19 protein-coding genes and 4 pseudogenes are annotated in these 23,865 nt (G+C 59.7%); 8 read left to right on the top strand and 15 right to left on the bottom strand.

Annotated elements, in window-relative coordinates:
• Positions 1-91: 91 nt before the first annotated feature.
• A complete protein-coding gene (locus tag AC0L7P_RS02695) occupies positions 92-829 on the bottom strand; it encodes an ABC transporter permease (protein WP_473434376.1) in 738 nt (245 codons plus the stop codon).
• Positions 830-1,068: 239 nt separating this feature from the next.
• On the opposite strand from AC0L7P_RS02695, the gene cysQ reads away from it, so the two are divergent.
• Entirely contained in the window at positions 1,069-1,866 is a 798-nt protein-coding gene (gene cysQ, locus AC0L7P_RS02690) for a 3'(2'),5'-bisphosphate nucleotidase CysQ (protein WP_473434375.1), read from the top strand.
• A gap of 12 nt (positions 1,867-1,878) precedes the next feature.
• On the opposite strand, the gene AC0L7P_RS02685 is transcribed toward cysQ, so the two are convergent.
• From AC0L7P_RS02685 to AC0L7P_RS02670, 4 genes are read right to left on the bottom strand one after another with little or no spacing between them, the layout of a single operon-like run.
• A complete protein-coding gene (locus tag AC0L7P_RS02685; protein WP_473434374.1) occupies positions 1,879-2,709 on the bottom strand; it encodes a metal ABC transporter permease in 831 nt (276 codons plus the stop codon).
• Positions 2,706-3,566 (bottom strand): metal ABC transporter permease, encoded by an 861-nt coding sequence (locus tag AC0L7P_RS02680; RefSeq protein WP_473434373.1) that lies wholly within the window; start codon positions 3,564-3,566, stop codon positions 2,706-2,708. Before AC0L7P_RS02680 ends, AC0L7P_RS02685 begins: the two co-directional genes overlap by 4 nt.
• Complete coding sequence (locus AC0L7P_RS02675) at positions 3,563-4,411, bottom strand: manganese/iron ABC transporter ATP-binding protein (RefSeq protein ID WP_473434372.1); 849 nt, start codon at positions 4,409-4,411, stop codon at positions 3,563-3,565. The genes AC0L7P_RS02680 and AC0L7P_RS02675 overlap by 4 nt, the downstream gene beginning before the upstream one ends.
• On the bottom strand, positions 4,408-5,298 hold the full coding sequence (locus AC0L7P_RS02670; RefSeq protein WP_473434371.1) for a metal ABC transporter substrate-binding protein: 891 nt from the start codon (positions 5,296-5,298) through the stop codon (positions 4,408-4,410). The genes AC0L7P_RS02675 and AC0L7P_RS02670 overlap by 4 nt, the downstream gene beginning before the upstream one ends.
• Positions 5,299-5,420: 122 nt before the next feature.
• Here AC0L7P_RS02670 and AC0L7P_RS02665 point away from each other — a divergent pair, with 122 nt between their 5' ends.
• The 3 genes from AC0L7P_RS02665 (at position 5,421) to AC0L7P_RS02655 (ending at position 8,121) form a co-directional block, all read left to right on the top strand.
• Positions 5,421-5,846, top strand: a complete 426-nt coding sequence (locus tag AC0L7P_RS02665; RefSeq protein WP_473434370.1) for a Fur family transcriptional regulator — start codon at positions 5,421-5,423, stop codon at positions 5,844-5,846.
• 98 nt (positions 5,847-5,944) lie between these two features.
• Positions 5,945-6,817 carry a hypothetical protein gene (locus tag AC0L7P_RS02660; protein WP_473434369.1) on the top strand — a complete coding sequence of 291 codons (873 nt, stop codon included), beginning with the start codon at positions 5,945-5,947 and terminating at the stop codon, positions 6,815-6,817.
• Positions 6,715-8,121: a mechanosensitive ion channel family protein gene (locus tag AC0L7P_RS02655; protein ID WP_473434368.1), complete on the top strand. Its 1,407-nt coding sequence runs from the start codon at positions 6,715-6,717 to the stop codon at positions 8,119-8,121. The genes AC0L7P_RS02660 and AC0L7P_RS02655 overlap by 103 nt, the downstream gene beginning before the upstream one ends.
• Here AC0L7P_RS02655 and AC0L7P_RS02650 read toward each other — a convergent pair.
• From AC0L7P_RS02650 to AC0L7P_RS02605, 10 genes and pseudogenes are all read right to left on the bottom strand, one after another.
• A pseudogene (locus tag AC0L7P_RS02650) lies at positions 8,118-9,109 on the bottom strand (P1 family peptidase). The gene AC0L7P_RS02655 and the pseudogene AC0L7P_RS02650 overlap by 4 nt on opposite strands.
• Before the next feature lie 7 nt (positions 9,110-9,116).
• Positions 9,117-9,857, bottom strand: a complete 741-nt coding sequence (locus AC0L7P_RS02645; protein WP_473434367.1) for a glucose 1-dehydrogenase — start codon at positions 9,855-9,857, stop codon at positions 9,117-9,119.
• Positions 9,854-11,448 (bottom strand): annotated as a pseudogene (locus AC0L7P_RS02640) (ABC transporter ATP-binding protein). The gene AC0L7P_RS02645 and the pseudogene AC0L7P_RS02640 overlap by 4 nt, the downstream one beginning before the upstream one ends.
• The gene (locus AC0L7P_RS02635; RefSeq protein ID WP_473434366.1) at positions 11,445-12,260 is read right to left on the bottom strand and encodes an ABC transporter permease; all 816 of its coding nucleotides are present in this window, start codon (positions 12,258-12,260) and stop codon (positions 11,445-11,447) included. The pseudogene AC0L7P_RS02640 and the gene AC0L7P_RS02635 overlap by 4 nt, the downstream one beginning before the upstream one ends.
• On the bottom strand, positions 12,257-13,204 hold the full coding sequence (locus AC0L7P_RS02630) for an ABC transporter permease (RefSeq protein WP_473434365.1): 948 nt from the start codon (positions 13,202-13,204) through the stop codon (positions 12,257-12,259). The genes AC0L7P_RS02635 and AC0L7P_RS02630 overlap by 4 nt, the downstream gene beginning before the upstream one ends.
• A 298-nt stretch (positions 13,205-13,502) precedes the next feature.
• A complete protein-coding gene (locus tag AC0L7P_RS02625) occupies positions 13,503-14,969 on the bottom strand; it encodes an ABC transporter substrate-binding protein (protein ID WP_473434364.1) in 1,467 nt (488 codons plus the stop codon).
• A gap of 14 nt (positions 14,970-14,983) precedes the next feature.
• Positions 14,984-16,287, bottom strand: a pseudogene (locus tag AC0L7P_RS02620) (acetylornithine deacetylase/succinyl-diaminopimelate desuccinylase family protein).
• 137 nt (positions 16,288-16,424) lie between these two features.
• Entirely contained in the window at positions 16,425-17,105 is a 681-nt protein-coding gene (locus AC0L7P_RS02615; RefSeq protein ID WP_473435528.1) for a helix-turn-helix domain-containing protein, read from the bottom strand.
• Positions 17,041-17,670 carry a response regulator gene (locus AC0L7P_RS02610; protein ID WP_473434363.1) on the bottom strand — a complete coding sequence of 210 codons (630 nt, stop codon included), beginning with the start codon at positions 17,668-17,670 and terminating at the stop codon, positions 17,041-17,043. The genes AC0L7P_RS02615 and AC0L7P_RS02610 overlap by 65 nt, the downstream gene beginning before the upstream one ends.
• On the bottom strand, positions 17,667-19,172 hold the full coding sequence (locus tag AC0L7P_RS02605) for a sensor histidine kinase (RefSeq protein WP_473434362.1): 1,506 nt from the start codon (positions 19,170-19,172) through the stop codon (positions 17,667-17,669). The genes AC0L7P_RS02610 and AC0L7P_RS02605 overlap by 4 nt, the downstream gene beginning before the upstream one ends.
• Positions 19,173-19,633: 461 nt before the next feature.
• Here AC0L7P_RS02605 and AC0L7P_RS02600 point away from each other — a divergent pair, with 461 nt between their 5' ends.
• The 4 genes and pseudogenes from AC0L7P_RS02600 to AC0L7P_RS02585 all read left to right on the top strand — a co-directional run bounded on the left by AC0L7P_RS02600 (position 19,634) and on the right by AC0L7P_RS02585 (position 23,817).
• Positions 19,634-20,635, top strand: coding sequence for a TRAP transporter substrate-binding protein (locus AC0L7P_RS02600; RefSeq protein WP_473434361.1), 1,002 nt, complete (start codon positions 19,634-19,636; stop codon positions 20,633-20,635).
• A gap of 101 nt (positions 20,636-20,736) precedes the next feature.
• On the top strand, positions 20,737-21,444 hold the full coding sequence (locus AC0L7P_RS02595; protein ID WP_473434360.1) for a TRAP transporter small permease: 708 nt from the start codon (positions 20,737-20,739) through the stop codon (positions 21,442-21,444).
• Between the two features lie 66 nt (positions 21,445-21,510).
• Positions 21,511-22,841 (top strand): annotated as a pseudogene (locus AC0L7P_RS02590) (TRAP transporter large permease).
• Between the two features lie 139 nt (positions 22,842-22,980).
• Positions 22,981-23,817 carry an OmpA/MotB family protein gene (locus AC0L7P_RS02585; protein ID WP_473434359.1) on the top strand — a complete coding sequence of 279 codons (837 nt, stop codon included), beginning with the start codon at positions 22,981-22,983 and terminating at the stop codon, positions 23,815-23,817.
• The last annotated feature ends 48 nt before the right edge of the window (positions 23,818-23,865 follow it).

Genomic DNA, 23,865 nt, shown 5'->3' with positions numbered 1-23,865 from the left:
GACAAAAATCACATCTCTCAGGCGAGAGTGCGACGTTTCCCGAAGCTGCACAATCCGAGAGAGCAGGCATCTTTATGCAAATTTGTATAAATTACCGCCGTGCGCCCCAGCTGAGCGACGCGTGTTTGCGGGTATAAAATTCACCCATCAGCCCGATCATCAACAGGACAAGCGACACGTAAAGCGGATACATGACCGAAGAATTATGCGGTGAATAATTGATAAAGGCGAACCCGCGCGCCTGATCAATGGTGTGAAACAGCGGGTTCCAATCGAAAAAGGCCAGCATTTTCGCGGGCAGGTTGTTGGCGACAAACATCTTGCCCGAGGCAATCATGTTGGCGCGGGAATAGATCATCGACAGGATGTTCACCACACTGGGCGCCCATGGCTTCATCGCGAGAAAAACCAGCCCGATGGCCACACCGGAAAACCACGACAACAGCACCATGGCAAGCACGCCGATCGGATCCCAGATATGCACAGGCTCCCAGATGACATGGTAGAAATACAAAACCAGGCCCATGGACAGAACCTGAACGTAGAGGGTGCCAAGGGCGGCAGATGCAATGGAGACAGCCGTGGTCATCGGCGCGTGCTTCATCATCGGCGAGGCTGGGCCTTCCGATGAAATAATCGCCATCACTGTCCGGGTGTGAACCATGTAAAGAAAGATGCCCGACATGATGTAAACAATGAAATCGCCGCGGATCGCGTTGCCCCGCATCCCGAGAACGGTGAACAGCAGGAAAAACGCCGCGACGAAAATCACCGTCTGCAGGATGTTCATCAGGATCGACATCAGCGCATTGGAGTGGGTCTTGCGCACGCTGCGCACCGTGTTGTGATAGATCAGTTCAAGAATATTGGCGGCCGACCCAAGGGGGTCGCGCGCGTCTGCCGCTGAAACATTCGTTCACCTCATTACGCTATCGGTCGTGCCGACAACGATCTTTCTTGCACGATATTCTTGCCGTTTCATTGACGACACACCATAAGGCCGAAAGCCATTTCAAACAACTGCCAGAACATTCTGGCGATAATTTGACGGATCAAAGGATAGACGTGATGGATCTTGATACTCTCACAAACGTGATGCGGCGCCTGGCCCTTGAGGCGGGGGACAAGATCATGGAGATTTATGGCGCCGATGATTTCGAGGTAAAGTCAAAATCCGACAACAGCCCGGTAACCGAGGCCGATGAAGCGGCGGATGCCATTATTTCGGCGGGGTTGCGCGCGGAATTTCCCGATGTGGCCCTGATCACCGAAGAACAGGCCGCGTCACACGATCTGAAGGCGTCGACATTCCTGATCGTCGATCCGCTGGACGGCACCAAGGAATTCGTCCAGCGGCGCGGCGATTTCACCGTGAACATTGCCTATGTGGTTGACGGTGTGCCGGTGCGCGGCGTGGTCTATGCCCCGGCGAAGGGGCGGTTGTTCTATACCACCGCCACCGGAAAATCGGTTGAGGAAACCGGCAGCTTTGACAAGGACACCGCAGGCGAAACCACAGCGATCACAGTGTCACAGCCTGACAATTCGGCGCTTCTGGTTGTGGCGTCAAAATCGCACCGGGATCAGGCAACCGACGACTACATCGGAAAATATGCGGTCAAGGACATGAAAAGCGCCGGGTCGTCGTTGAAATTCTGCCTGATCGCCACGGGCGAGGCCGATATATACCCCCGCCTTGGCCGGACCATGGAATGGGACACGGCGGCGGGCCATGCTGTGCTGAACGGGGCAGGCGGGCGTGTGGTGCGCTTTGATGACCACACGCCGCTGATTTACGGCAAGCCGGATTATGCTAATCCGTTCTTTATCGCCTATTCCCCCGACGTGGCGCTGAAACCGGCCTGAACCGGGGTCTGTCTAGGCGGCCTGTTGTCGGCGCGTTATCCGGCCAGCGCGGATGAACGCGGCGGTAAAGGCCGCCGCGAGGATCAGAATCACCGTGGGGGCCGGGGCGCTGTCGAGGTAAAAGCTGATATAAATGCCTGCAAACCCGGCCAGCAATGTCACCCCCAACGCAATGGGCAGCATCCGCTCAAACCGCTTGGTCAGCAGGAACGCGATGGCACCGGGGGCAATCAAAAGCCCGATGGACAGGACGATTCCAATGGCGGACAGTGTGGCAACGATGGTCAGTGAAATCATCGCCAACAGCCCGTAATGAAGCCACCCGGTGCGCAGGCCAACGGCCTGGGCTTGAATGGGGTCGAAGGCATGCAGCAGGAAATCCTGCCGCTTGGCGATGATGGTGCCACCCACCAGTGCCGCAATCACCCCCGCCGTCCACAGATCGCCGGTCGAAACGCCCAGCATGTTGCCGAACAGGATGTGATCCAGATGCACGTTCGAGGAAATCTTGGTGTAAAGCACGATCCCGAATCCGAACATCCCGGAAAACACGATGCCCATCACCGTGTCCTGTTTCACCCGGCTGTTGTCTGACAGAAATCCGGTGGACAGCGCGCAGACCATACCGGCGCAAAAGGCCCCCACGATCAGGGGAATATTCAGGATATAGGCGGCCACGACCCCGGGCAGCACCGCGTGACTGATTGCATCGCCCATCAGCGACCACCCCTTGAGGACCATGAAACACGACAACAGACTGGTGGGTACGGCGAGGATCGCCATGATCAGGAACGCGTTGTTCATGAAGGCGAACTGAAAGGGTTGCAGAAGGGTGTCGATCATTGCTGCGGCTCCAATGCTTTGGCGGCGCGGCGACGGGCGGCGAGATAGCCGTGCTTGGGTGCCACGAAAAATGCGACGAGGAAAATCAGGGTCTGGAACGTCACGATCAACCCCCCGGTCGCCCCGTCGAGGAAAAAGCTGAGGTAAGCGCCGACAAAGCTGGTCGTCGCGCCGATGGCAACGCTGAGCATCAACAGGCGCGGAAACCGATCGGTCAGAAGATAGGCCGTGGCCCCCGGTGTCACCACCATGGCGATTACCAGAAACGCGCCGACGGTCTGCAACGCCGCCACGCAACAGGCCGACAGCAGTGTGAAAAATATGACCTTGAGAAGATCCGGCTTCAATCCGATCGAGCGCGCGTGGTTTTCATCAAAAAAGGCGACCATCAGATCCTTCCATTTGGCCAGCAGGACCGCCAGTGAAATGAACCCGATCAGCGCCAGTTGCAGGGTGTCTTCGGGGGTAATGGCCAGAATATTGCCCATGGTGATCGTCTGAATGCTGACCGATACGGGCGACAGCGACACCATGAACAGGCCCAGCCCGAAAAACGAGGTAAAGATCAGCCCGATAATCGTGTCTTCCTTCAACCCCGAGCGTTGATTGAGAAACAGCATCGCCCCCGCCGCCAAACCCCCGGCGGCAAAGGCACCCAATGCAAAAGGCAGGCCCAGCATATAGGCCCCGGCCACCCCCGGCACGATGGAATGAGACAGGGCGTCACCGATCAGCGACCACCCCTTGAGCATCAGATAGGCGGACAAAAACGCGCAGACGCCGCCCACCAGCGCGCTGACCCACATGGCGTTGAACATATAGCCATAAGAGAACGGCAACAGCAGGGTTTCGATCATTCCGCCGCCCCCGGCTCATCTCCGTACACCACAAAGGGGCGTTCATCGTCTGTAATCACCCGCACTGTGCGGCTGTCGTCGTCATCATGCAGATCGGTGCCGCCCAAAACGAAGTGGCGCAGCACACCGCCGAACGCTTGTTCCAGATTGGCGTGGGTAAAGGTGGTTTCCGTCGGGCCAAAGGCCAGAACGGTTTCTTTCACCAGAACCGTGCGGTCACAAAATTCCGGCACGGACCCAAGGTTGTGGGTGGAAACCAGCATCACCCGCCCTTCATCGCGCATGTCGCGCAGCAGTTGGACAATCGCCTCTTCGGTTTGCACATCCACGCCGGTGAACGGTTCGTCCAGCAGAATAACCCGCCCCTCTTGTGCCAGGGCGCGGGCCAGAAACACCCGCTTGCGCTGTCCGCCCGAAAGTTCGCCAATCTGGCGGTGGCGGAAATCGGCCATGTTGACCCGCGCAAGGGCCGAGGTCACGGCATCGCGGTCGGCCTGCCGGGGGTGACGGAAAAACCCCATGTGGCCATAGCGCCCCATCATCACGACATCTTCCACCAGCACCGGGAACGACCAATCCACCTCTTCGGATTGGGGCACATAGGCCACGATATTCTGGCGCAGGGCCTCTTTTACCGGCATGCCCAGCACGGTGATTTCGCCCTTGGCCGCCGGGACAAACCCCATGATTGCCTTGAACAGGGTCGATTTCCCCGCGCCGTTCACCCCGACCAGCGCGGTGATCGTGCCGGTTGGGATGTCAAATGTCGCGTTGCGCAACGCGGTGTGGCCATTGCGATAGGTGACGGTCACGTCGCGGGCGGTGATACCATTGGGTGAGGTCATTCGGTCAGCCCTGTTGCTATGGTCTCTGAGGTGACGCGCAGCATGTCGATATAAGTTGGCACCGGCCCGTCGGCTTTGGTCAGGCTGTCGACATAAAGAACGCCGCCATATTTCGCCCCGGTTTCCCGGGCCACCTGTTTGGCGGGGGATTGTGGCACCGTGCTTTCGCAGAACACCGCCGGGATGTGATTTTCGCGCACCCCGTCAATCACCTTGCGCACCTGTTGTGGCGTGCCCTGCTGGTCGGCGTTGATCGGCCAGAGGTACAGTTCCTTCATGTCGAAATCGCGGGCCAGATAGCTGAACGCGCCTTCGCAAGACACCAGCCAGCGCTGTTGTTCCGGCACCTTCAGAATGTCGGCGTGCAGGGGTTTGATGGCATCACTGATCTGTTTTTTATAGGTCTCGGCATTGGCGCGATAGGTGTCGGCATGGTCCGGGTCATATTTGACAAAGGCATCGCGGATATTGTCCACATAGATCAGCGCGTTGTTCAGGCTCATCCAGGCGTGGGGGTTGGGTTTGCCGTCATATTCGCCGCCGGTGATGCTCATCGGGGTCACACCATCGGACAGGGTGGCGCGGGGAATGTCGGTCAGGTTGGAAAAGAACTGTTCGAACCACCGCTCCAGGCCCAGCCCGTTCCACAGGACCAGATCGGCGTTCTGCGCGCGGATGATATCGCGCGGGGTGGGTTGGTAACCGTGGATCTCGGCGCCCGGCTTGGTGATGCTTTCGACGGTTGCGACGTCACCGGCCACGTTGCGGGCCATGTCGGCGATGACAGTAAAGGTGGTGATCGCCTTGAATTTACCATCCTGTGCGGTGGCGCCAGTGGCCAGCAGGGCAGCCGCAAAAGTTCCGAGCAATGTTGAGCGCAATCCCATGAGGTTCTCCGGGTGAGGTTGAGAAGATCCGTTGAAAGGTGCGTATGAGAATTATTCGCGATTGTAAATGGAATTGATAACCATTCGCAAAGATACTATGCATTTGAGAACCGGAGACAGATATGACCCTTGCCAAAGACACCACTGCCCAGATGACAAAGGCCCTGCGCAAGGCCGGGGTGCGTGTGACGCGCCAGCGAATCGCGCTGCTTGCCGTTCTGATGGAGGCCGACGATCACCCCGATGCCGAAGAGTTGCACCACCGCACAAAGGCGGTTGAACCGGGGGTTTCGCTTGCCACAGTCTATCGCACCCTCGCGGCGTTCGAAGCGGGGGGCGTTGTTCATCGCCACAGTTTCGAAGGCGGCGGTGCGCGGTTTGAAACGGCCACCGCAGCGCACCACGATCATATCGTCGATCTGGACAGCGGCGAGGTGTTCGAATTCAACTCGGACAAAATCGAACGTCTGCAAGATGAAATCGCCGCCGAGCTTGGCTATGAGGTGGTGCATCACCGTATGGAACTTTACTGTCGCAAGGCTAAGTAAGGGGCATAAACCCGCCGCCGCCCAAGGCAGACAGTCATTGCAAGTCAGGCCTATTTGCGATGTGTGTGGCCGAAATCCAAGCTGAGGTTACTGTTACCGTGTTCGCCAAGTTTCTTATCGCCTGCCTGTTCGCCGTCGTCACATTCGCTGTGCCGGTCCATGCCCAATCGTCTGACAAGGCAACGACCGATCAAACGCCCAGCCAGACCCTGATTGATATCCTTCAGAACGATACGGCGCGCGCCGAGCTGATCAAACAGCTTGAGGCCGCCGCGCCAGAGGCCGCCACCCAGGCGACGGCAGACAGCAACCAGACCGTGGCGCAACAGATCGTGTCGCAGGTCAGCACGGGCATCGGAACCGCCAAGGATGTGGTCGGGCGCGCAATGGACGAGATGGGGCGCGTGGGGGCTCTGGTCGCCGATGTGCAGGTGACGGGCATCACGGTAACACCTGACGCGATCACCCTGATGCTGGTTATTGCGGCGGTTGTGGCGGTCAGCATCCTGGGCAAACTGGCGCTGGATCAGGTGATCCGGCGCAACCGGATCAACGCGCTTACCCCGTTCCGGCGACGGCTGTTTCTGATTGGCGTCTATGCTGTGCTGCGGTTGGTTACGCTTCTGTTGGCCTGGGCGGCGGGGTATGGAGCAACGTTTTTGCGCCAAACCGGCGGGGCCGGCCCGACGGCAACCGAGGCTATTTTTCTGACAACTGTTCTGGTTTTTGGCCTGTGCCGCATCGCGCTACGGATCATCATGACTCCGGACGCCGAGCATGAGCCTTCGCTGTCGCACTTGCCCCCCGCGCCCAGGAGGCGGTTTATCGCGGGTTGCGCGGATTTATCGCTGCCTTGGCGTTCAGTTTCATGTTCGTGCTGCCGCTGGTGCGCGAATGGATCGGATTTGCCACGGTGCGGCCGGTTCGCACCCTGTTGGCCACGATTCTTTTGGGGATGGCCATCGTGCTGATCCGGCGGATCGTCAAGGTGCTGGATATTGCCCATGCGGCGCAAGAATCTGAACAGGACGGTGCCGGGGCCATGCTGTCGCAGGGGGTGCAAATGGTATGGCGTGCGATCTGGCCGCCTCTGGCGGTGATCTATGTCATTTATTGCTGGCTTATCGCGGTGACACGCCCGCGCGAAATGGCCGATCTGGTTTTGGGGGGAACGGTTTATTCAATCTGTGCGGTGCTTTTGGCGCTGCTGGCCCTGTGGCTGATTCGGGGGGCCACCCTTTGGCAGATTGAGCTGCCCCATGCCATTGACCGGACGATGCCCGATCTTGCCCGGCGCAGCAGCGGCGTGGTGCGGATGCTGTCCGGTGTGTCCGGTGCCATGGTGATCGCCGTTGCCGTCATTGTGGCAATCGCGGCCTGGGGGCTGATTGATCCGCAGGTCTGGATGTCTGACCCGGCTGTTCAGCAGGTGTTCTGGCGCATCGTGTCGGCGGCGCTTCTGGCTGCAATTCTGGCGCTTTTGTGGGCTTTGATTGCGTCTTTTGTCGATCAGCGTTTGCGCGGCGCCACTTTGGTGGACAACAACCGCGCCCGCACCCTTTTGGGGCTGTTTCGCAATGCCTTTACCATTCTTGTTATCGTGCTTGGCACGATGGTGGTGCTGTCACAGGTGGGCATAGATATTGCGCCGCTTCTGGCGGGTGCCGGGGTGATCGGGCTGGCCATCGGGTTTGGCGCGCAAAAGCTGGTTCAGGACATCATCACCGGGGTGTTCATCCAGCTTGAAAACGCCATAAACGAAGGCGATGTGGTTACCGTTGCGGGCATTACCGGTGGGGTTGAAAAACTGTCAATCCGGTCGGTGCGAATGCGTTCGCTGGATGGATCGGTGCATATCGTGCCGTTTTCCTCGGTCGATACGGTCACCAATTCGACCCGCGATTTCAGCTTTCATGTGGCCGAAATTGGCGTTGGCTATCGCGAAAAAGTGCCTGAGGTCATCGCGGCGATGCAAGCGGCCTTTGACACGCTGCGCGAAGGCACGTTCGGGCCTGACATTCTTGACGATTTCGAGGTGCATGGCGTTACATCCCTTGGAGACAGCAGTGTTTCGGTGCGCGGTCGGATCAAGACGAAGCCGGGCAAACAATGGGGATTGGGCCGCGCGTACACGGCCCTGGTCAAGGAAGAATTCGACGCCCGCGGAATCGAAATTCCGTTCCCCCATCGCCAGTTGATGCTGCCGCCCGAACTGATCGAGGGTTTGTTGCAACGGCAAAAGTCGGGCGACGATGCCAAGGTGATCGAAGGTTAAGCGCCGCGCGCCCGCCAGCACGGCAACACATCCCCCGGGGCCGGTGTGGCCCCGTAAACCCCCGCGCCAGCGCCCGCGCCACGCAATGGGCCGCTGCGGCCCCGATTTCAAGCAGGGCGGCGTCGTCCACCGGTTTTGCCCCGGTGGACAGGGCAAACACGATGTCACCGTCATGGGGGGTATGCGCCGGGACAACGGCGCGTGCGATCCCGTCATGGGCGGCCACGGCCAGCCTGTGACACTGGGCCTTGTCCAGCGCCGCGTCGGTGGCAACGATACAAGGGGTGGTATTGGCGCCCGCCGCCATCGCCTGCATTTTGAGGCTTTGGGGTGTGAAACACAGCCCATTACGGGGATCAGACCCCATGGCGCCAAATTCGCCGTCCATCTCGAACGGGGCGGCCCAGAAATGACCATCGGGGGTTGTCGCACTGCCCACCGGATTGGCCACCACCAGGGCGGCCACGGTGATGCCGCTTTCCAGCACAAACGAGGCCGAGCCAAGCCCGCCCTTTTCCATGGCGCAAACAGCCCCGGTGCCTGCCCCGACGCTGCCCAATGCAAAATCTGATGTGGCACCTTCAAACGCTGCACGGCCCAACGCCCGGTAAGGGTTTGCACCCCAATCCTTGTTACCGCCGTTCAACAGATCGAACAGGATTGCGCCCGGCACGATTGGCACCAGGGCCGACGCCAAACGAAACCCCCGCCCGGCTGCGGCCAGGCCATCCATTGCGCCGGAACAGGCGTCCAACCCAAAAGCCGAGCCGCCGGAAATCACCAGCGCATCAACCTTTTGCACGGTCTTGTCCGGCGCCAGCAGATCGGTTTCCCGCGTTCCGGGGGCGCCGCCCATCACATGGCAAGAGGCGGTAAAAGGCGCATCGCCCGTCACCACCGTCGCGCCGGATTTCAGCGCGTCATCCTGGGCATGCCCCACCCGCAGCCCTGCCACATCGCTCAGCAGGTTGCGGGGGCCAACCGTCAGTTTGCGTTCAGATACAGCGCCCACCGTCCACCTCCATGGCGACGCCGGTGATCATTGACGCCTCATCGCTACACAGGAAACAGGCGGCATTGGCCATGTCTTCGGGGGTTGAGAACCGGCCCAACGGGATTGTTGCCAGAAATTTGGCGCGGATTTCCGGTGTGTCTTCACCCATGAAGGATTTCAGCAGCGGGGTTTCCCCTGCCACCGGGTTCAACGCGTTCACCCTGACACCAAAGGGGGCCAGTTCCACGGCCATCGCCTTGGTTGCTGTGATCATCCAGCCCTTTGATGCATTGTACCAGTTCAAACGCGGGCGTGGTGAAACCCCGGCGGTCGAGGCAATGTTGAGGATCGCGCCTTTGCCCTGCGCCTTCATTGCGGGCACCAAGGCGCGGGCAGTCAGATAGACAGATTTGGCGTTCACGCGCAGGACGCGATCAAATTCCTCTTCGCTGATGTCTTCCATCAGGGCGGGCAAATGGGTGATGCCGGCGTTGTTGACCAGAATGTCGATTTCCCCAAAGGCGGAATGGGCGGCCTTGGCCATGGCGTTCACGCTGGCGCCGTCGCCTACATCGACAGTGCAGGGGATGCCGCTGATTTCCCTGGCCACGGCGGCCGCAGCATCGCCATCAATATCCGCGCAGATCACATGGGCCCCCTCGGCGGCGAATTTGCGGGCGATCCCGGCGCCAAAGCCCGACCCGGCACCGGTGACGATGGCGCTTCTTCCGTTCAATCTCATATGGTTTCCCTTTTCTTTATGTCTGGCAAAACAGGTGCGGCGGCGATCAGCGACCGGGTATAGGGGTGGTTTGGTGCAGTGAACACCGTTTCGGTATCGCCCTGTTCGACGATTTTGCCCGTCTTCATCACCAGTACCCGATCCGTTACCGACCGCACCACGGACAAATCGTGGCTTATGAACAGATAAGCCAACCTGTACCTGCGGCAGAGATCGGCCAGCAAATCAAGAACCTGCGCGCGCACCGAAACATCCAGCGCCGAAACTGCCTCGTCAAATACGATCAGATCGGGTTTCAGGATCAAGGCGCGCGCGATGGCGATGCGCTGGCGTTGTCCGCCGGAAAACTGGTGAATGAATTTACCTGCATCCTGCGGCTCCAGCCCGACGGCGACAAGGGCCTCGGAAATGGCTGCTGTGCGGGCCGCACCCTCGGGGGGCTTTGGCATCAGATGAAAGGGTTCGGCAATCAGGCGGGCCACCCGGTGGCGGGGGTTGAAACTGCTGTAGGGGTCTTGAAACACGACCTGAAGCCCGCTGCGCAGGGCCGGGGGCAGGGTGGAAATATCGTGGCCGAATGCGGTGATCGTGCCACCCTGCAATGGCTCTAACCCCAGAATGGCGCGGGTCAGGGTGGATTTGCCGCAGCCGGATTCACCCACCAGCCCGATCCGTTCGCCCGCGTTGATTGTCAGGCTGACACCATCAACGGCCCGGTGGAATTTACGCTGTGAAAACAGCCCCTTGCGTGGCGCCGGGTAATCGCGCACCGCGTCCTTTATCGTAAGGATCGGGTCGTCGTTTCGTTCCGGGCGAGGCATGGCGGGGCGATGGGTGGAGGCGGCAAACAGGGCGCGGGTATAGGGGTGCTGCATATTGCTCAGCAGGTCGCGCGTCGGTGCCTGTTCCACCACGGCGCCGTTTTGCATCACCACGATCCGGTCGGCCATATCGGCCACCACCGCCAGATCATGAGTGATCATCATCAGCCCCATGCCAAAATCCGCCACCAACCCTTTGAGGAGGTCCAGGATTTGCGCCTGGGTCGTGACATCCAGTGCCGTTGTCGGTTCATCCGCGATCAACAGTTTCGGGCGCAAGGCAATGGCCATGGCAATGACCACCCTCTGGCGTTGCCCCCCGAAAGTTCATGAGGATAGCGCGACAGGGGAAAGCGATCTTCGGGCAGGCCCACCCGGTTCAGCATATCGCGGGCACGGCGGCTGGCCTCGGCGCGGTTGCCCTTGTCATGCACCCGGATGGTTTCGGCAACTTGCGCGCCGATTGTCTGAACCGGATTGAGGGCGGTCATCGGTTCCTGAAACACCATGCCCATGGCATTGCCGCGCAGGGCGCAAAGGTGGTTTTCCGGGGTTTGCAGAATGTCGGTTTCGCCAAGGATCAGCCTGCCGGTGGCGGCGGACCCCTGCGGCAAAAGCCCCATAACCCCAAGCGCCGTCATGGATTTTCCTGACCCCGATTCGCCGGTCAGGGCCACGATTTCGCCCGCGGCCACGTCAAACGACACATCGCGCAGAATGGGCGTGCCGTGGATGGCCACGCCAAGGTTCTGGACGGAAACCAGCGTCATGTGCGCAGAATCCGCAAGCGAGGATCAAGCCAATCACGCAACCCGTCGCCCATGAGATTCAGCCCCAGAACCGTCAGGATGATCGCCATGCCCGGGAACAATGCCAGATGGGGGGCGATGCTGACCAAAGTTTGGGCATCGGCCAACATCCGGCCCCAGCTGGCAGTTGGGGGCTGGGCACCAAGGCCGACATAGCTCAGGCCCGCTTCGGCCAAAATTCCCAATGAAAACTGGATGGTGCCCTGAACGATCATCAGGTTGGCGATGTTGGGCAGGATATGTTCGAAGGATATCCGTGCCGAAGATTTGCCCGCCACCCGCGCAGCAAGAATGAAATCGCGGTTCCACAGCCCGAGGGCCGCGCCGCGGGTCAGGCGGGCGAAAACCGGGATGTTGAAGATCCCGATCGCAATGATCGCATTGACAGCCCCGGCCCCGAACACGGCAGTGATCAGGATCGCGATGACAAGCGACGGAAACGCGAAAACGAGATCGTTTCCCCGCATGATGATTTCGTCCAGCCACCCCCCGTGCAGGGCCGCAGCGGATAAACCCAGGGGGATGCCAAGCCCCATACCGATGCCCACAGCCAAAAGCGCCACGGCAATCGACGTGCGCGCGCCAACCATGATCATCGACAGAATGTCGCGCCCGAAATGATCGGTGCCGAACCAATGCTGTGCGCTGGGCGATTGCAGTTTGTTCGGAATATCCAGCAATTCGATGTTGTAAGGGGTAAAGATAAACGAAACGATAGCGGCCGCCACGAAAACGGACGTGAGGGCGATACCAAGGGTCAGATTGCGGCTCATACGCGCGCCCTCAACCGGGGGTCGACAGCGGCATAGGCCAGATCGACCAGGAAATTCACGGTGATCACCGCAAAGACCAAAAGCATTACCACGCTTTCAACCACGATCAGGTCACGGGCGCTAATGCTTTGAAAAACAAGGCGCCCGAGGCCCGGTAGAAAGAATACCTGTTCGATGATGATCGCCCCTGCCAACAGGAATGAGAACTGTAAACCGATGATCGTCAGCACCGGGATCAGGGCGTTGCGCAGGGCGTGACGCCATAGGGCCTGACGCCGGGTCAGACCCTTGGCGCGGGCGGTGCGGATGAAATCTTCGCCCAGCATGTCAAGGAGGGAAGAGCGCATGATGCGTGCCAGAATTGCCGCCTGAGGCAGTGCAAGGGCGACGGCGGGCAGGGTCAGTGCCTTGATCCCGTTGAATAATCCCTTGTCCCACCCGGGGAAGCCACCGGCCGAAAACCAGCGCAGGTTGATTGCGAAAATCAGCACTGAAATCATTGCAAACCAGAAATTCGGAATTGCGACCCCCAGTTGTGTCGCCGCCATCACCGCCGTATCGCCCACCTTGCCACGGCGTGATGCGGCATAGATTCCGGCAGGAAAGGCGACAAGTGTGGACAGCGTAAGTGCATAAACCGCGAGCGGAAGCGAGACCCACATCCGGTCACCAATCATGTCACGCACGGGCGAGCGATAGGCATAGGAGGTGCCGAAATCGCCCTGCAACATGCCCGTTACCCAGTTGATATAACGGGTAAACTTCGAAACATCCAGGCCGAGCTCAACTCGCAGGGCGGCCACTGTATCTGGTCGGGCATTGACGCCCAACATGAACGACGCCGGATCGCCCGGCGCCACTTCGACCACCAGAAAAATCACGACGCTGGCGACAATCAGCGAAATCGCAAGCGACAACGCGCGTTTCAGGGCATAGCGCAACATGATGCCGACGTTATGTAAGGAATGGCGACCGGTCCAGCGGGTTGTGTGAGTCAAAGGTAAACATCTGGGAACGCGATCTTTTACACGTCACCGGCGGCGCCCTGACGATGCACCGGACGCACACCGACGCAGCACACGATCTGTGTGGCATCCAGAATCAACGTAGCGGGCGCAGGACGCTTTACGCATATTTAACCTGCAGTGCGTAACCTTGGATGAGAAAGGGGGTTTGTAGGCCAAAGGCATTGGTGACAGGTGAAACGGGCCGCCTGGGCCCGTTTCTGATTGGTGTAGAATATCAGTCGCCCCAACTGACCCCGGTAAGATCAACCGCTTGGGTTGGTTGATTCAGCCACAGGCCTTTCAGCCCCACCTTGGCAACGGTGGGAATGGCCAGTTCGAAGAGATAGGCGTTTACGTAATCCTCGGCGATCATGCGCTGGGCGTCCTGCAACACCTTGGTACGCGCATCGGGGTCGGTGGTGGCGTTCAGCTTGTCCATGATCGCGACGAATTCAGGCTTGCCGTATTGGAAGTAATAATCCGGGTTGGCATAGATTCCGATATCCATCGGCTCGGTGTGGGACACGATGGTCAGGCCGAAATCCTTGCCTTTGAAGGTGTTTTCCAGCCATTGTGCCCATTCCTGGTTCTCGATCTGCGCCTTGATGCCAACAGCGCGCAGTTGCGACGCGATTATTTCACCGCCTCGCCGGGCATAGGAGGGTGGCGGCAATTTCAGAGTGGTTTCAAAGCCATCGGGAAAGCCCGCCTCGGCCAACAGCTTTTTCGAAAGCTCGGGATCATAGCGCGAAAGGTCGGTCAGATCGAGATAGGCCGGGTTGTGGGGGGCGAAATGGGTGCCGATGGGCGTCCCCAGCCCGAACATGGCGCCATCAATGATCGCCTGGCGGTCGATAGCATGGGCCACCGCCTCGCGCACCTTGATGTTGTCAAAGGGCGGGCGCTTGTTGTTCATCGCAAGAATGGTTTCACCCTCGGTATTGCCGACCAGCACCTGAAACCGTGGGTCGGCCTCGAATTGCGGCAGGTTTTCGGGGGCCGGAAAGCCGACGAAGGCGTCCACATCCTCGGCCATGACAGCGGCAAAGGCGGCGGTGGGATCGGAGATGAATTTGAACGTCGCATGGGCGAGTTTCGCAGGCACACCCCAGTAATCGGGATTGCGCGACAGGTCGATCCTATCACCCTGTACCCAGTCGTCGAATTTGAACGCCCCGGTGCCGATGGGCATGTTGGCCAGATTGTCCGCCGTTTCCGGCGCTACGATCACGGCGTCGCCCCAGGCCATGTTGAACAGGAAGCTGCCAGTTGGCTTGGACAGTGTTACCTTGACAGTGAGCGGGTCAACGACATCAACCGTTGCGATGGGGGCAAACAGGCCCTTTTGTGCGTTGGTACTGTTCTCTGCGCGGGCCCGGTCGAGGCTGAACTTTACATCCGCGGCGTCCATCGCGGTACCGTCATGAAACGTCACCCCGTCATGAAGATGGAAAGTATAGACCAAGCCATCGTCGGAAATATCCCAGCTTTCGGCAAGGCCCGGAATGATCGCCCCGTCCGAGGCGAACCGGGTCAGCCCTTCGTAGACGTTGGAATAAAGCACTGAATCGATGGCGCCTGCTGCCCCTGCAGTCGGGTCAAGGTTTGGGGGCTCAAGCTGTATCGCGACGGTGATTGCGTCCTGCGCGGCAGCGGCGGTTGCGCTCAGAGCGAGGGCCGCAAGAATGGGGGTGATACGCATAGAGATTCCTTCGTTCAGGTTTGGGCAGGCACAAGCAGAGCAACCAGAGACAGCGCCATGACCGTGACGCTGTCCATCATATCATCAACTCCGATCCATTCATCCGGTTTATGTGCCAACTCCAGAATCCCGGGGCCATAGGCGACACAGTTCTTAAGCTTACCGATCCTGTCGATATGTTTCTGATCATAGGTGCCGGGCGAGGCGACAAATTGCGCCGGGCGGCCGATGACCTGTGCGATCGCACCGGCGACGGTGCGCGCGACGGGGGCGTCGCGGTCAGTCATGGACGGCAGAACATGGTTCAGCTCGCGCAGGTCATATTCGAAATTTGGCCGGGTCGCGGTGAGACCTTCAAGAATACCCTTCACCTCGTCGCGCACCTGATCCAGCGGTTCCTCGACCAGAAACCGCCGGTCAATCACGATTCGGCAAGAATCCGGCACGCAATGGGACGGCAGGGCGGTGCTGTAGGCCAGTTTCTCCGCCTGACCACCGTGGATGGAATTGATGTTCATTGTGGATTGGCGTGCACCTTCGGGCACTACCGGCATATCCGTGCGGCGGCGCGCCATGGCCGGAAACAGATCCGTTTCAAAGGCGTTCAACACTGCGCTCATGTGGCGTATAGCGCAATCACCCAGAAATGGCATGGAACCGTGGGCGATTTCACCAAAGGTTTCGATTTCGGCCCACCAGCCGCCGCGATGGCCCAAACAGACACGATCCTTGTTCAGTGGCTCGGGAATGATGACGTGCTGCACCTTCTGGGGTGAGAAATATCCCTGCTGTGCCAGATAGGCGACGCCGCCATACCCGCCTGATTCCTCGTCGGCCGTACCGGAAATCTCGATCGCGCCAGTATAATCTGGAAAGGCGGCGATGAAACATTCCGCGGCGATGATCGACGCGGCCAGCCCGCCCTTCATGTCACAGGCGCCCCGGCCATAGATCCTGCCGTCTATCAATTCTCCGCCAAAGGGGTCGCGCGTCCAGCCAAGGCCTATATCCACAACGTCGGTGTGTGAGTTGAAATGCACACAATCACCCCCTGCGCCCCGTCGCGCCGGGCGACGATATTCCAACGGGGGTATTTATCGCAATCCCCCGGCGCATCCTTGGCGCGGATCAGATGGGTGTCAAAGCCCGAGCCACGCAGCCGCTTGTCGAGATATTCGCAGATCGCACCGTAGTTTTCACCCGGTGGGTTGAGTGTGGGAATGCGGATCAGATCCTGGGTCAGTGCAATCAGCGCCGCGCGGCTGTCGGCGATTCGGGCGTGCAGATCGGAAAGGCGTGGGTTGGTGCTTGTGTCCATAGAATGAGTGTGGCTGATGGCGCGCCCTGTCGCAATGGCAGACTGGGGTGCCAATGATGGTGCTCTGAGTATTTGTATCAGTAAAAAGCGCGGCCGTACTTTTTACTGATACAAATACTCAGAGTTCGACAGATCGATCAGGCGCTGTCGCTGCGGAAACTGCGGGGTTTCAATCCATGTCGGGTGAGCTTGTCGTAAAATGTCTTGCGCGGCAGGCCCAATACGGTCGCAGCGCGCGCGGCCTTGCCGCCAGAGCGGCGCAAAGTCTCGGAAAGGACGGCTTTTTCAAAGGCATCCATCTGTTCGGCCAGTGTCATCATTGAGGGCCCGGTTGTGGTTGCGTTGAGGCCGAGGACGAAGGAATGGGCGAAGTTGCGCAGTTCCGGCAGGTTGTCGGGCCAGTCGCGGGCCATCACCTGTGCATATACCGAATCCGGGATCGGCGGCATATCCTGGTTGAGGTTGCGCACGGCTTGCCGTACCAGCGCTTCGAACAGCACAGCAAGATCGCCCCTGCGCCGCTCAAGCCCGGGGAGTTCGATCTCCATCAGGTTGAGTGCGAAAAACAGGTCTTCGGACAGGCCCCGGGCACGCAGTTCGGACAGGGGCAGAAGCGCCGAGGTGATGAGGCGCAGATCGGCACGGCGCTCGATAAGGCGAAGCAGGTCATCCTGCTGATGCGGGCTGGCGTGGTCGAGGTGTTTGAGTGAGAGCGTCGCGCTGGGCGCCAACGGGTCAAGGGCCGCAACCGCATTACCCGGTGCGCCCTTGAGGGACAGGGTCGCAAAAACGGCACGGTCTTCGCTGAGTGCGTGAATCGTATGCGCGGCGAGCCGTTTGCCTGCGCCGCCGGGGCCGAAAAGATGCAGGTGGATCGGCAGGGCTCGCCGCGCGGCGCAGGTTGCGGCGCAGGGTTTCGGCGATTTCCGAGGGGCCGGGAAAATTGGTGGCGGCGGCATCGGAGGTTTGCAGTTGCCGTTCGATCCGGCGGGTGCGCAGCACCAGCGCCCTGTGATCCTGTGCGCGGATCAGAACTTCGATCAGATGGTCGGGGTCGCAGGGTTTTTCCAGAAAATCATAGGCGCCGTTCGACATGGCGCGCAGGGCCGTGGGCACATCGGATTCGCCGGTCAACAGGATGACCGGCAGATCGGGGTCAAGGCGGTGGGCGTGGGACAACACATCGAATCCGTCTTTGCCGGGCATGCGTATGTCGGACAGGATGACCCCGGGAAATCCGGCGATTACATGATCTTTGGCCTCAACAAAGCTGGCCGCCTGAATCACGGTCATGTCGGCCAGTTCCAGGCTTTGGGCCAGGGCGGCGCGCAGGGCGCGGTCGTCTTCGATCAGCAGGACATGGCGAGAGAATGCATCGGTCATGGGGACGCTTTCGGAAGGGTAAAGGTAAAGGCGGCGCCATGGCCGGTGTTTTCCGCCCGGAGGGTGCCACCAAAACTGCCGATGATGCCAAAGCTGATCGACAGCCCGAGGCCAAGCCCTTTGGAGGCGCCTATTTCCTTGGTGGTATAAAAGGGTTCGAACACCCGGGCGGGATCGGCCAAGCCGGGGCCGGTGTCGGTGATGGTACAACTGGCCATCTCGCCAGAGGCAAGGGTGACAGTGATCTGACGCCGGGCGCTTTCGGCCACGGCATCGGTGGCGTTGGTGATGAGGTTGACCAGCACCTGTTGCAGCCGCACCGTGCCGCCGCGCACCATGATGGCGTGTTCCGGTGGGGCAAATGTGATGGTGACGCCGCCGTCACGACAGAGCGTTTCGGTCAGACCGATGGCGTCGCGGGTGATGGCCACCAGATCGACCGTGTCGATGCGCACGGTTTCATTGCGGGCAAAGGCGCGCAGATTGCGGATGATCCGGGTCACGCGGTCGGTCTGATTGGCGATTTCGGTGAGGTTGTCTGCGGCCTCGCTGATCCGGTCACGGGCGATCAGTTTGCGGGCGTTGCCGGTAAACGTTTGAATCGCGGCGAGGGGTTGGTTCAACTCATGGCTCAGCCCGGCGGACATCTGGCCCAGTGCGGTCAGCTTGCCCGCCTGCACCAGTTCATCCTGAATCTGGCGCAGTTGCGCGGTGCGTTCCTCGACCCGGGCCTCAAGGGTGGCATTGGCCGCCTCTTCAATCAACAACCTGTCGGCAAGTCGCTGACGGCGCTGGGCGAGGGCCAGTAAAGCCAGCCCAAGAAGCCCGGCCAGTGCAGCGGCCAGACTGGCCTGCAACAGGGCCGTGGTGCGGGCCGGGCCGATATCCTTGAACACCAGTTCGGTCATGTTCAGTTGCGGCACCATCCGACGTTGAACCATGGCAGCGGCGGGCAGGGTGCCGGTATTCTGAAACTGCCATATTTCGTGGCCGAACCGATGCCCGACAGTATGGGCAGGCAGGGGTTTCACACTGTCGTTGGGGTATTGCGGTGTGGGAACAAAGGCCATGGTTGGCGGGGCATCACGCGACAAAAGCAGCCCGGGGCGGTTGGAGACAAAGACAACATCAGCGGAATCGACAAAGGCGATGGCATCTTCATCGACGCGCCAGTCGAATTCCACTTGCGCCACATCTATTACCAGAACAACGACACCGCGCGTCTGGGGGATGGAGCGGGCGTAATAGAACCGGCGCTGGCGATCTGACGGATCGACGGCGTGATAAAATCCCAGCGCGCCGGACATGGCTGTCAAAACGTCGGGGCGGAACCCCTGAAAGTCGCCGATCGGGTTGTTGGGGTCTTCGCCACCCGAAGCGGCGATCACGATGCTGTCGGCGTTCAACACCAGCAGCCGGTCGATGCCGGTGGTCAGGGCGGTGCGCAGCAGAAAAGCGTTGGTTTCGTCCCGGGGCGCGGTGCCGGCGAGGGCGCTGGACACCTGGGGATGGCGGGCAAGTACGTTGACCAGCTCGCGGTGGTTTTCCAGCGCGCCGAGGATCCGGTCAGCCCCTGCGCCAGGCGCACGGTTCCGGTTTGGGAAAGCTGGCTGAGCGTGCTGCGATAGGAGGCCAGATAGACGACAAGCGACAGCGCGCATGTCACCAGGACATAGCCCGTGAACAGGAGGATTTTCCGGTGCTTGCGGGTCATCTGGGCATAGGGCGAATCGGCCTTTGGCAGTTTGTGTGGAATATCGCACAAATATGATGTGGCGCTATGGGTTTGTGTGAAAATCCGCCCGGAAATGCGGGTATGATCAAGGTGCGACCTGATAACATGCTGAAATATATATAAAATCCATAACGCGGGATTTTCTTTGATCCGATGCCCCAAATCTTGGCATGGTCGTTTCAGGTGGTGGGCCGATTGTGCCTGCCATGACAGTTCTGGGAGGACCGAATGAAAACTTTGATTAAAGCCGCAACCGTGGCCGCCGTGGCCTTTGTGCCGGGTGTTGCCGCCGCTGCCTGTGATGATGGCGAGATCGTCATCAAGTTCAGCCATGTGACCAACACCGACAAACACCCCAAGGGCATTGCCGCCTCGCTGTTTCAGCAGCGCGTCAACGATGAGATGAATGGCATCGCCTGTGTCGAGGTTTACCCGAATTCGACCCTTTATAACGACGATCAGGTGCTTGAGGCGATGTTGCAGGGCGACGTGCAGATGGCCGCCCCATCCCTGAGCAAATTCGAGGCCTTTACCAAGCAGTTCCGCATTTTCGATCTGCCGTTCATGTTTACCAATATCGACGCGGTGGATGCGTTCCAGAAATCCGATGCCGGTGCGGCGATGAAACAATCCATGTCGCGTCGTGGGCTGTTGGGCCTGGAATTCTGGCACAACGGGATGAAACAGTTTTCGGCCAACAAGCCGCTGCTGTTGCCCGAGGATGCCAAGGGCCTGAAATTCCGGGTGCAGCCCAGCGATGTGTTGGTTGCCCAGATGGAGGCGCTGGGCGCTTCGCCCCAGCCGATGGCGTTCTCCGAAGTCTATGGCGCGCTGCAAACCGGCGTTGTGGATGGGCAGGAAAATACCTGGTCCAACATCTATGGGCAAAAGTTCTTTGAGGTGCAGGACGGGTCGACCGAAACCAACCACGGCGTTCTGGATTACCTGGTCGTGGTCGGAACCGACTGGTGGGATGGGCTTGATGCGCCGGTGCGCGATCAACTGGCCAAAATCCTGACCGAAGTGACCGATGAGCGGAACGCCGCTGTGGGCCAGGTGGATATGGAAGCCCGCCAGGCGATTCTGGACACCGGCGCCGTGATCCGTGAGCTGACCCCCGAACAGCGTCAGGCATGGGTTGATGCGATGAAGCCGGTCTGGTCGCAGTTCGAAGGCGACGTGGGCGCCGACAATATCGCGGCGGCGCAGGCGATCAACGCCTCCATGTAAGCGCGGGGCTGTCTGGCCCCATCGCACCACCTCCGGTCCGGGCGCCGGGGGTGGTATTTTCGTTGCCCGTCTCATTTCCTTTCCAAGACAGGAGCGGCCCCATGAGCGCCCCCAGACCCTTTGACGACACCGCGTTTGGCCGTGCCGTCAACAGCCTTGAGGAAACCATACTCGCCCTGTTGCTGGGCCTGATGACGTTGGTGACGTTTGTGAACGTGGTTCTGCGATACGGGTTCAACACATCGCTGATCTGGGGGCTTGAGGTGGTGTTGATCCTGTTTGCATGGCTGGTGCTGTTCGGCATTGCCTATGGGTTCAAGGTCACGTCGCATCTGGGGGTCGATGCCGTAACCAACATGCTGCCGCCGGGGCCAAAACGGGTGTTGGCGGTGATTTCGGCGCTGGTCTGTCTGCTGTATGTGGTGCTGTTGGCCAAGGGGGCCTGGGATTACTGGGCGCCTTTTGCCGGGCTGCAACAAACCACGGGCCGCTGGTTTCCCACGGGTCTGACCGAAGGGGTGCGCAGCCGGGCGTTTTACACCACCGATCAGGTGCCGATGCCAGGTTTCCTGAGCTTTATCGAACCCTATACCCTGAACCGCGGCTTTTCCGAAGCGGAATGGGAGCATTATGAAAAGCTCCCTCGTGTGATCCCCTATGCCATGTTGCCGGTTGCGACGGCGCTCATGCTGCTTCGGGTGGTGCAGGCGGTTTACCGGATTGTCAGCGGCACACAGGACAGCATGATCGTCAGCCACGAAGCCGAAGATGCGGTTGAAGACGCCGCCGCCAAGATGAAAGACGCCTGAGCCATGGATGTTGTTCTTCTGTTTGTGCTGATCGTCGGGCTGCTGATGATCGGCGTTCCCATCGCTGTGTCGCTGGGCCTGTCTTCGATGATCTTCCTTTTGGTGTATTCTGACACCTCTTTGGCCAGTATCGCACAATCGCTGTATCAGGCGATGGCCGGGCATTACACGCTGCTGGCCATTCCGTTCTTTATTCTGGCGTCGTCGTTCATGTCGACCGGGGGGTGGCCAAACGGATCATCCGGTTTGCCATCGCCTGTGTCGGGCATCTGTCGGGGGGGCTGGCCATTGCCGGGGTTCTGGCCTGTATGATGTTCGCGGCCTTGTCCGGGTCTTCGCCCGCCACGGTTGTTGCCATCGGGTCAATCGTGATCGCGGCCATGCGGCAGGTGGGATACACCAAGGAATTCGCCGCCGGTGTGATCTGTAACGCCGGCACGCTGGGCATTCTTATCCCGCCTTCCATCGTGATGGTGGTCTATGCCAGTGCCACGGATGTTTCGGTGGGGCGGATGTTTCTGGCGGGGGTGCTTCCGGGGATACTGGCCGGTACGATGCTGATGCTGACCATCTATGTGATCGCCAAGTTCAAGAACATGCCAAAGGGCGAATGGCGCGGCTGGGGCGAAGTGTTCGACAGTTTCCGCGATGCCCTTTGGGGGCTGTTGTTGATCGTCATCATTATGGTCGGGATTTACGGCATCCCCGGTGTTACCGGTGCGATTTTCACCCCCACCGAGGCGGCGGCTGTGGCCTCGGTCTATGCGTTCTTTGTGGCGACGTTCATTTATCGTGACATGGGGCCGCTGTCGCGTGGCGAAGGCGAGGCGCCGCTGGCGCTGTACCAGAACCCCAAGGCGATCGTGACGGCGTTTTTCCACCGCGACACGCGCAATACCCTGCTGGATGCGGCCAAGCTGACGATCATGCTGATGTTCGTGATCGCCAATGCGCTGATCCTGAAACACGTTCTGACTGACGAACAGATCCCGCAATCCATCGCGAATGCCATGCTGTCGTCCGGTCTTGGGCCGGTGACATTCCTGATCATGGTGAATGTCATCCTGTTGATCGGCGGGCAGTTCATGGAGCCGTCGGGCCTGTTGGTGATTGTCGCGCCGCTGGTGTTTCCGATCGCGATCGAGTTGGGGATTGATCCGATTCATCTGGGCATCATCATGGTGGTGAACATGGAAATCGGGATGATCACGCCGCCCGTGGGGTTGAACCTGTTCGTCACCTCGGGGGTGGCCGGAATGCCGATGATGGCCGTGGTGCGCGCAGCACTGCCCTTCCTTGCGGTGCTTTTCGTATTCCTGATTATCGTCACCTATGTGCCGTGGATATCAACCGCGCTGCCAACGGCGGTCATGGGGCCCGAGATCGTGATTAAATAGCGGGGCTTGTTAACATGATTGCCGAAAAAGGGGCAAAATTGGTTCTGAAAGACGACTAAAGCCACGATTTTTAAAGGTTAATCGCCCCTTCACGCCCTGCTGTTACACCTGTCGTCGGTGGGAAGAGGGGTGAGATTTAATGACTGCGCATGTGAATGCGCCGGTGATCATCAAACGTAAGAAGATCATTGCCGGCGGGCACCATGGTGGTGCCTGGAAAGTGGCCTATGCGGATTTTGTAACCGCGATGATGGCGTTCTTCATGTTGATGTGGCTGCTGAACGCCACGACCGAGACGCAGCGCAAGGGCATCGCGGATTACTTCAATCCGACGGTTCCGATTGTCCGCATTTCCGGCGGCGGCGGCGGGTCGTTCGGTGGTGACAGCGTGTTTTCCGAAGAAATACTCGCCAAGAGCGGTGCCGGGGCGTCGGCGACGTATCACGCGGATGGTGACAATGCGCGCGGCCCTGCGGGCATTGACAGCGACCGTGCGGGCGATGGTGAAGGCGACATGCCAGAGCAGTTCTCGGACATTTCTGAAAAGCTGACCGGTCGCAGTGGCGAAAGCACGGTTAGCGCGCATCTGGCCCGCCACATCGTGACCCGGGTAACCGACGAAGGATTGATCGTTGAATTGTTCGATCTGCCGGGCGCGATGTTGTTTGAGGGTGATTCGGATGTGGCCACGCCGCTGCTGCGGGAATTGCTGTTTGTGGTCGGCGAAGTGTTTTCCCTGAGCAGTAATCAGATTGCCATCGGGGCCCATGTCCGGGCGCAGCCGGTGGTGCTGTTGCACGATCCGGTCTGGGATACATCCACCGCCCGCGGCGACAAGGTGCGCGTTCTCATGCGCACCTCGACCCTAAGCGATAAGCGTATTCAACGGGTTACCGGCTTTGCCGATCGCGAACAGGTGGTCGCGAATCCGATGGCGGTGCGCAATAACCGGATTGAACTGATCCTGTTGCGATAGGAAAATCGCCCGTTCACGCGGATTTTAACGGTTAGCGGCCTGTTAAGG

It is taken from the genome of Oceaniglobus sp. K40-3 (genome assembly GCF_055808395.1).
Note: the sequence above shows the minus strand (reverse complement) of the source record. Positions and strands in the feature narration are given on the sequence as shown.

What these genes read in the sequence shown, in the direction of transcription:
- AC0L7P_RS02670 (WP_473434371.1), bottom strand. Translation starts at nt 5,298, where the DNA reads ATGGGATTGCGCTCAACATTGCTCGGAACTTTTGCGGCTGCCCTGCTG.
- AC0L7P_RS02585 (WP_473434359.1), top strand. Translation starts at nt 22,981, where the DNA reads ATGACTGCGCATGTGAATGCGCCGGTGATCATCAAACGTAAGAAGATC.
- AC0L7P_RS02610 (WP_473434363.1), bottom strand. Translation starts at nt 17,670, where the DNA reads ATGACCGATGCATTCTCTCGCCATGTCCTGCTGATCGAAGACGACCGC.
- AC0L7P_RS02680 (WP_473434373.1), bottom strand. Translation starts at nt 3,566, where the DNA reads ATGATCGAAACCCTGCTGTTGCCGTTCTCTTATGGCTATATGTTCAAC.
- cysQ (WP_473434375.1), top strand. Translation starts at nt 1,069, where the DNA reads ATGGATCTTGATACTCTCACAAACGTGATGCGGCGCCTGGCCCTTGAG.
- AC0L7P_RS02595 (WP_473434360.1), top strand. Translation starts at nt 20,737, where the DNA reads ATGAGCGCCCCCAGACCCTTTGACGACACCGCGTTTGGCCGTGCCGTC.
- AC0L7P_RS02645 (WP_473434367.1), bottom strand. Translation starts at nt 9,857, where the DNA reads ATGAGATTGAACGGAAGAAGCGCCATCGTCACCGGTGCCGGGTCGGGC.
- AC0L7P_RS02635 (WP_473434366.1), bottom strand. Translation starts at nt 12,260, where the DNA reads ATGAGCCGCAATCTGACCCTTGGTATCGCCCTCACGTCCGTTTTCGTG.
- AC0L7P_RS02600 (WP_473434361.1), top strand. Translation starts at nt 19,634, where the DNA reads ATGAAAACTTTGATTAAAGCCGCAACCGTGGCCGCCGTGGCCTTTGTG.
- AC0L7P_RS02625 (WP_473434364.1), bottom strand. Translation starts at nt 14,969, where the DNA reads ATGCGTATCACCCCCATTCTTGCGGCCCTCGCTCTGAGCGCAACCGCC.
- AC0L7P_RS02630 (WP_473434365.1), bottom strand. Translation starts at nt 13,204, where the DNA reads ATGTTGCGCTATGCCCTGAAACGCGCGTTGTCGCTTGCGATTTCGCTG.
- AC0L7P_RS02665 (WP_473434370.1), top strand. Translation starts at nt 5,421, where the DNA reads ATGACCCTTGCCAAAGACACCACTGCCCAGATGACAAAGGCCCTGCGC.
- AC0L7P_RS02685 (WP_473434374.1), bottom strand. Translation starts at nt 2,709, where the DNA reads ATGATCGACACCCTTCTGCAACCCTTTCAGTTCGCCTTCATGAACAAC.
- AC0L7P_RS02675 (WP_473434372.1), bottom strand. Translation starts at nt 4,411, where the DNA reads ATGACCTCACCCAATGGTATCACCGCCCGCGACGTGACCGTCACCTAT.
- AC0L7P_RS02655 (WP_473434368.1), top strand. Translation starts at nt 6,715, where the DNA reads ATGTTCGTGCTGCCGCTGGTGCGCGAATGGATCGGATTTGCCACGGTG.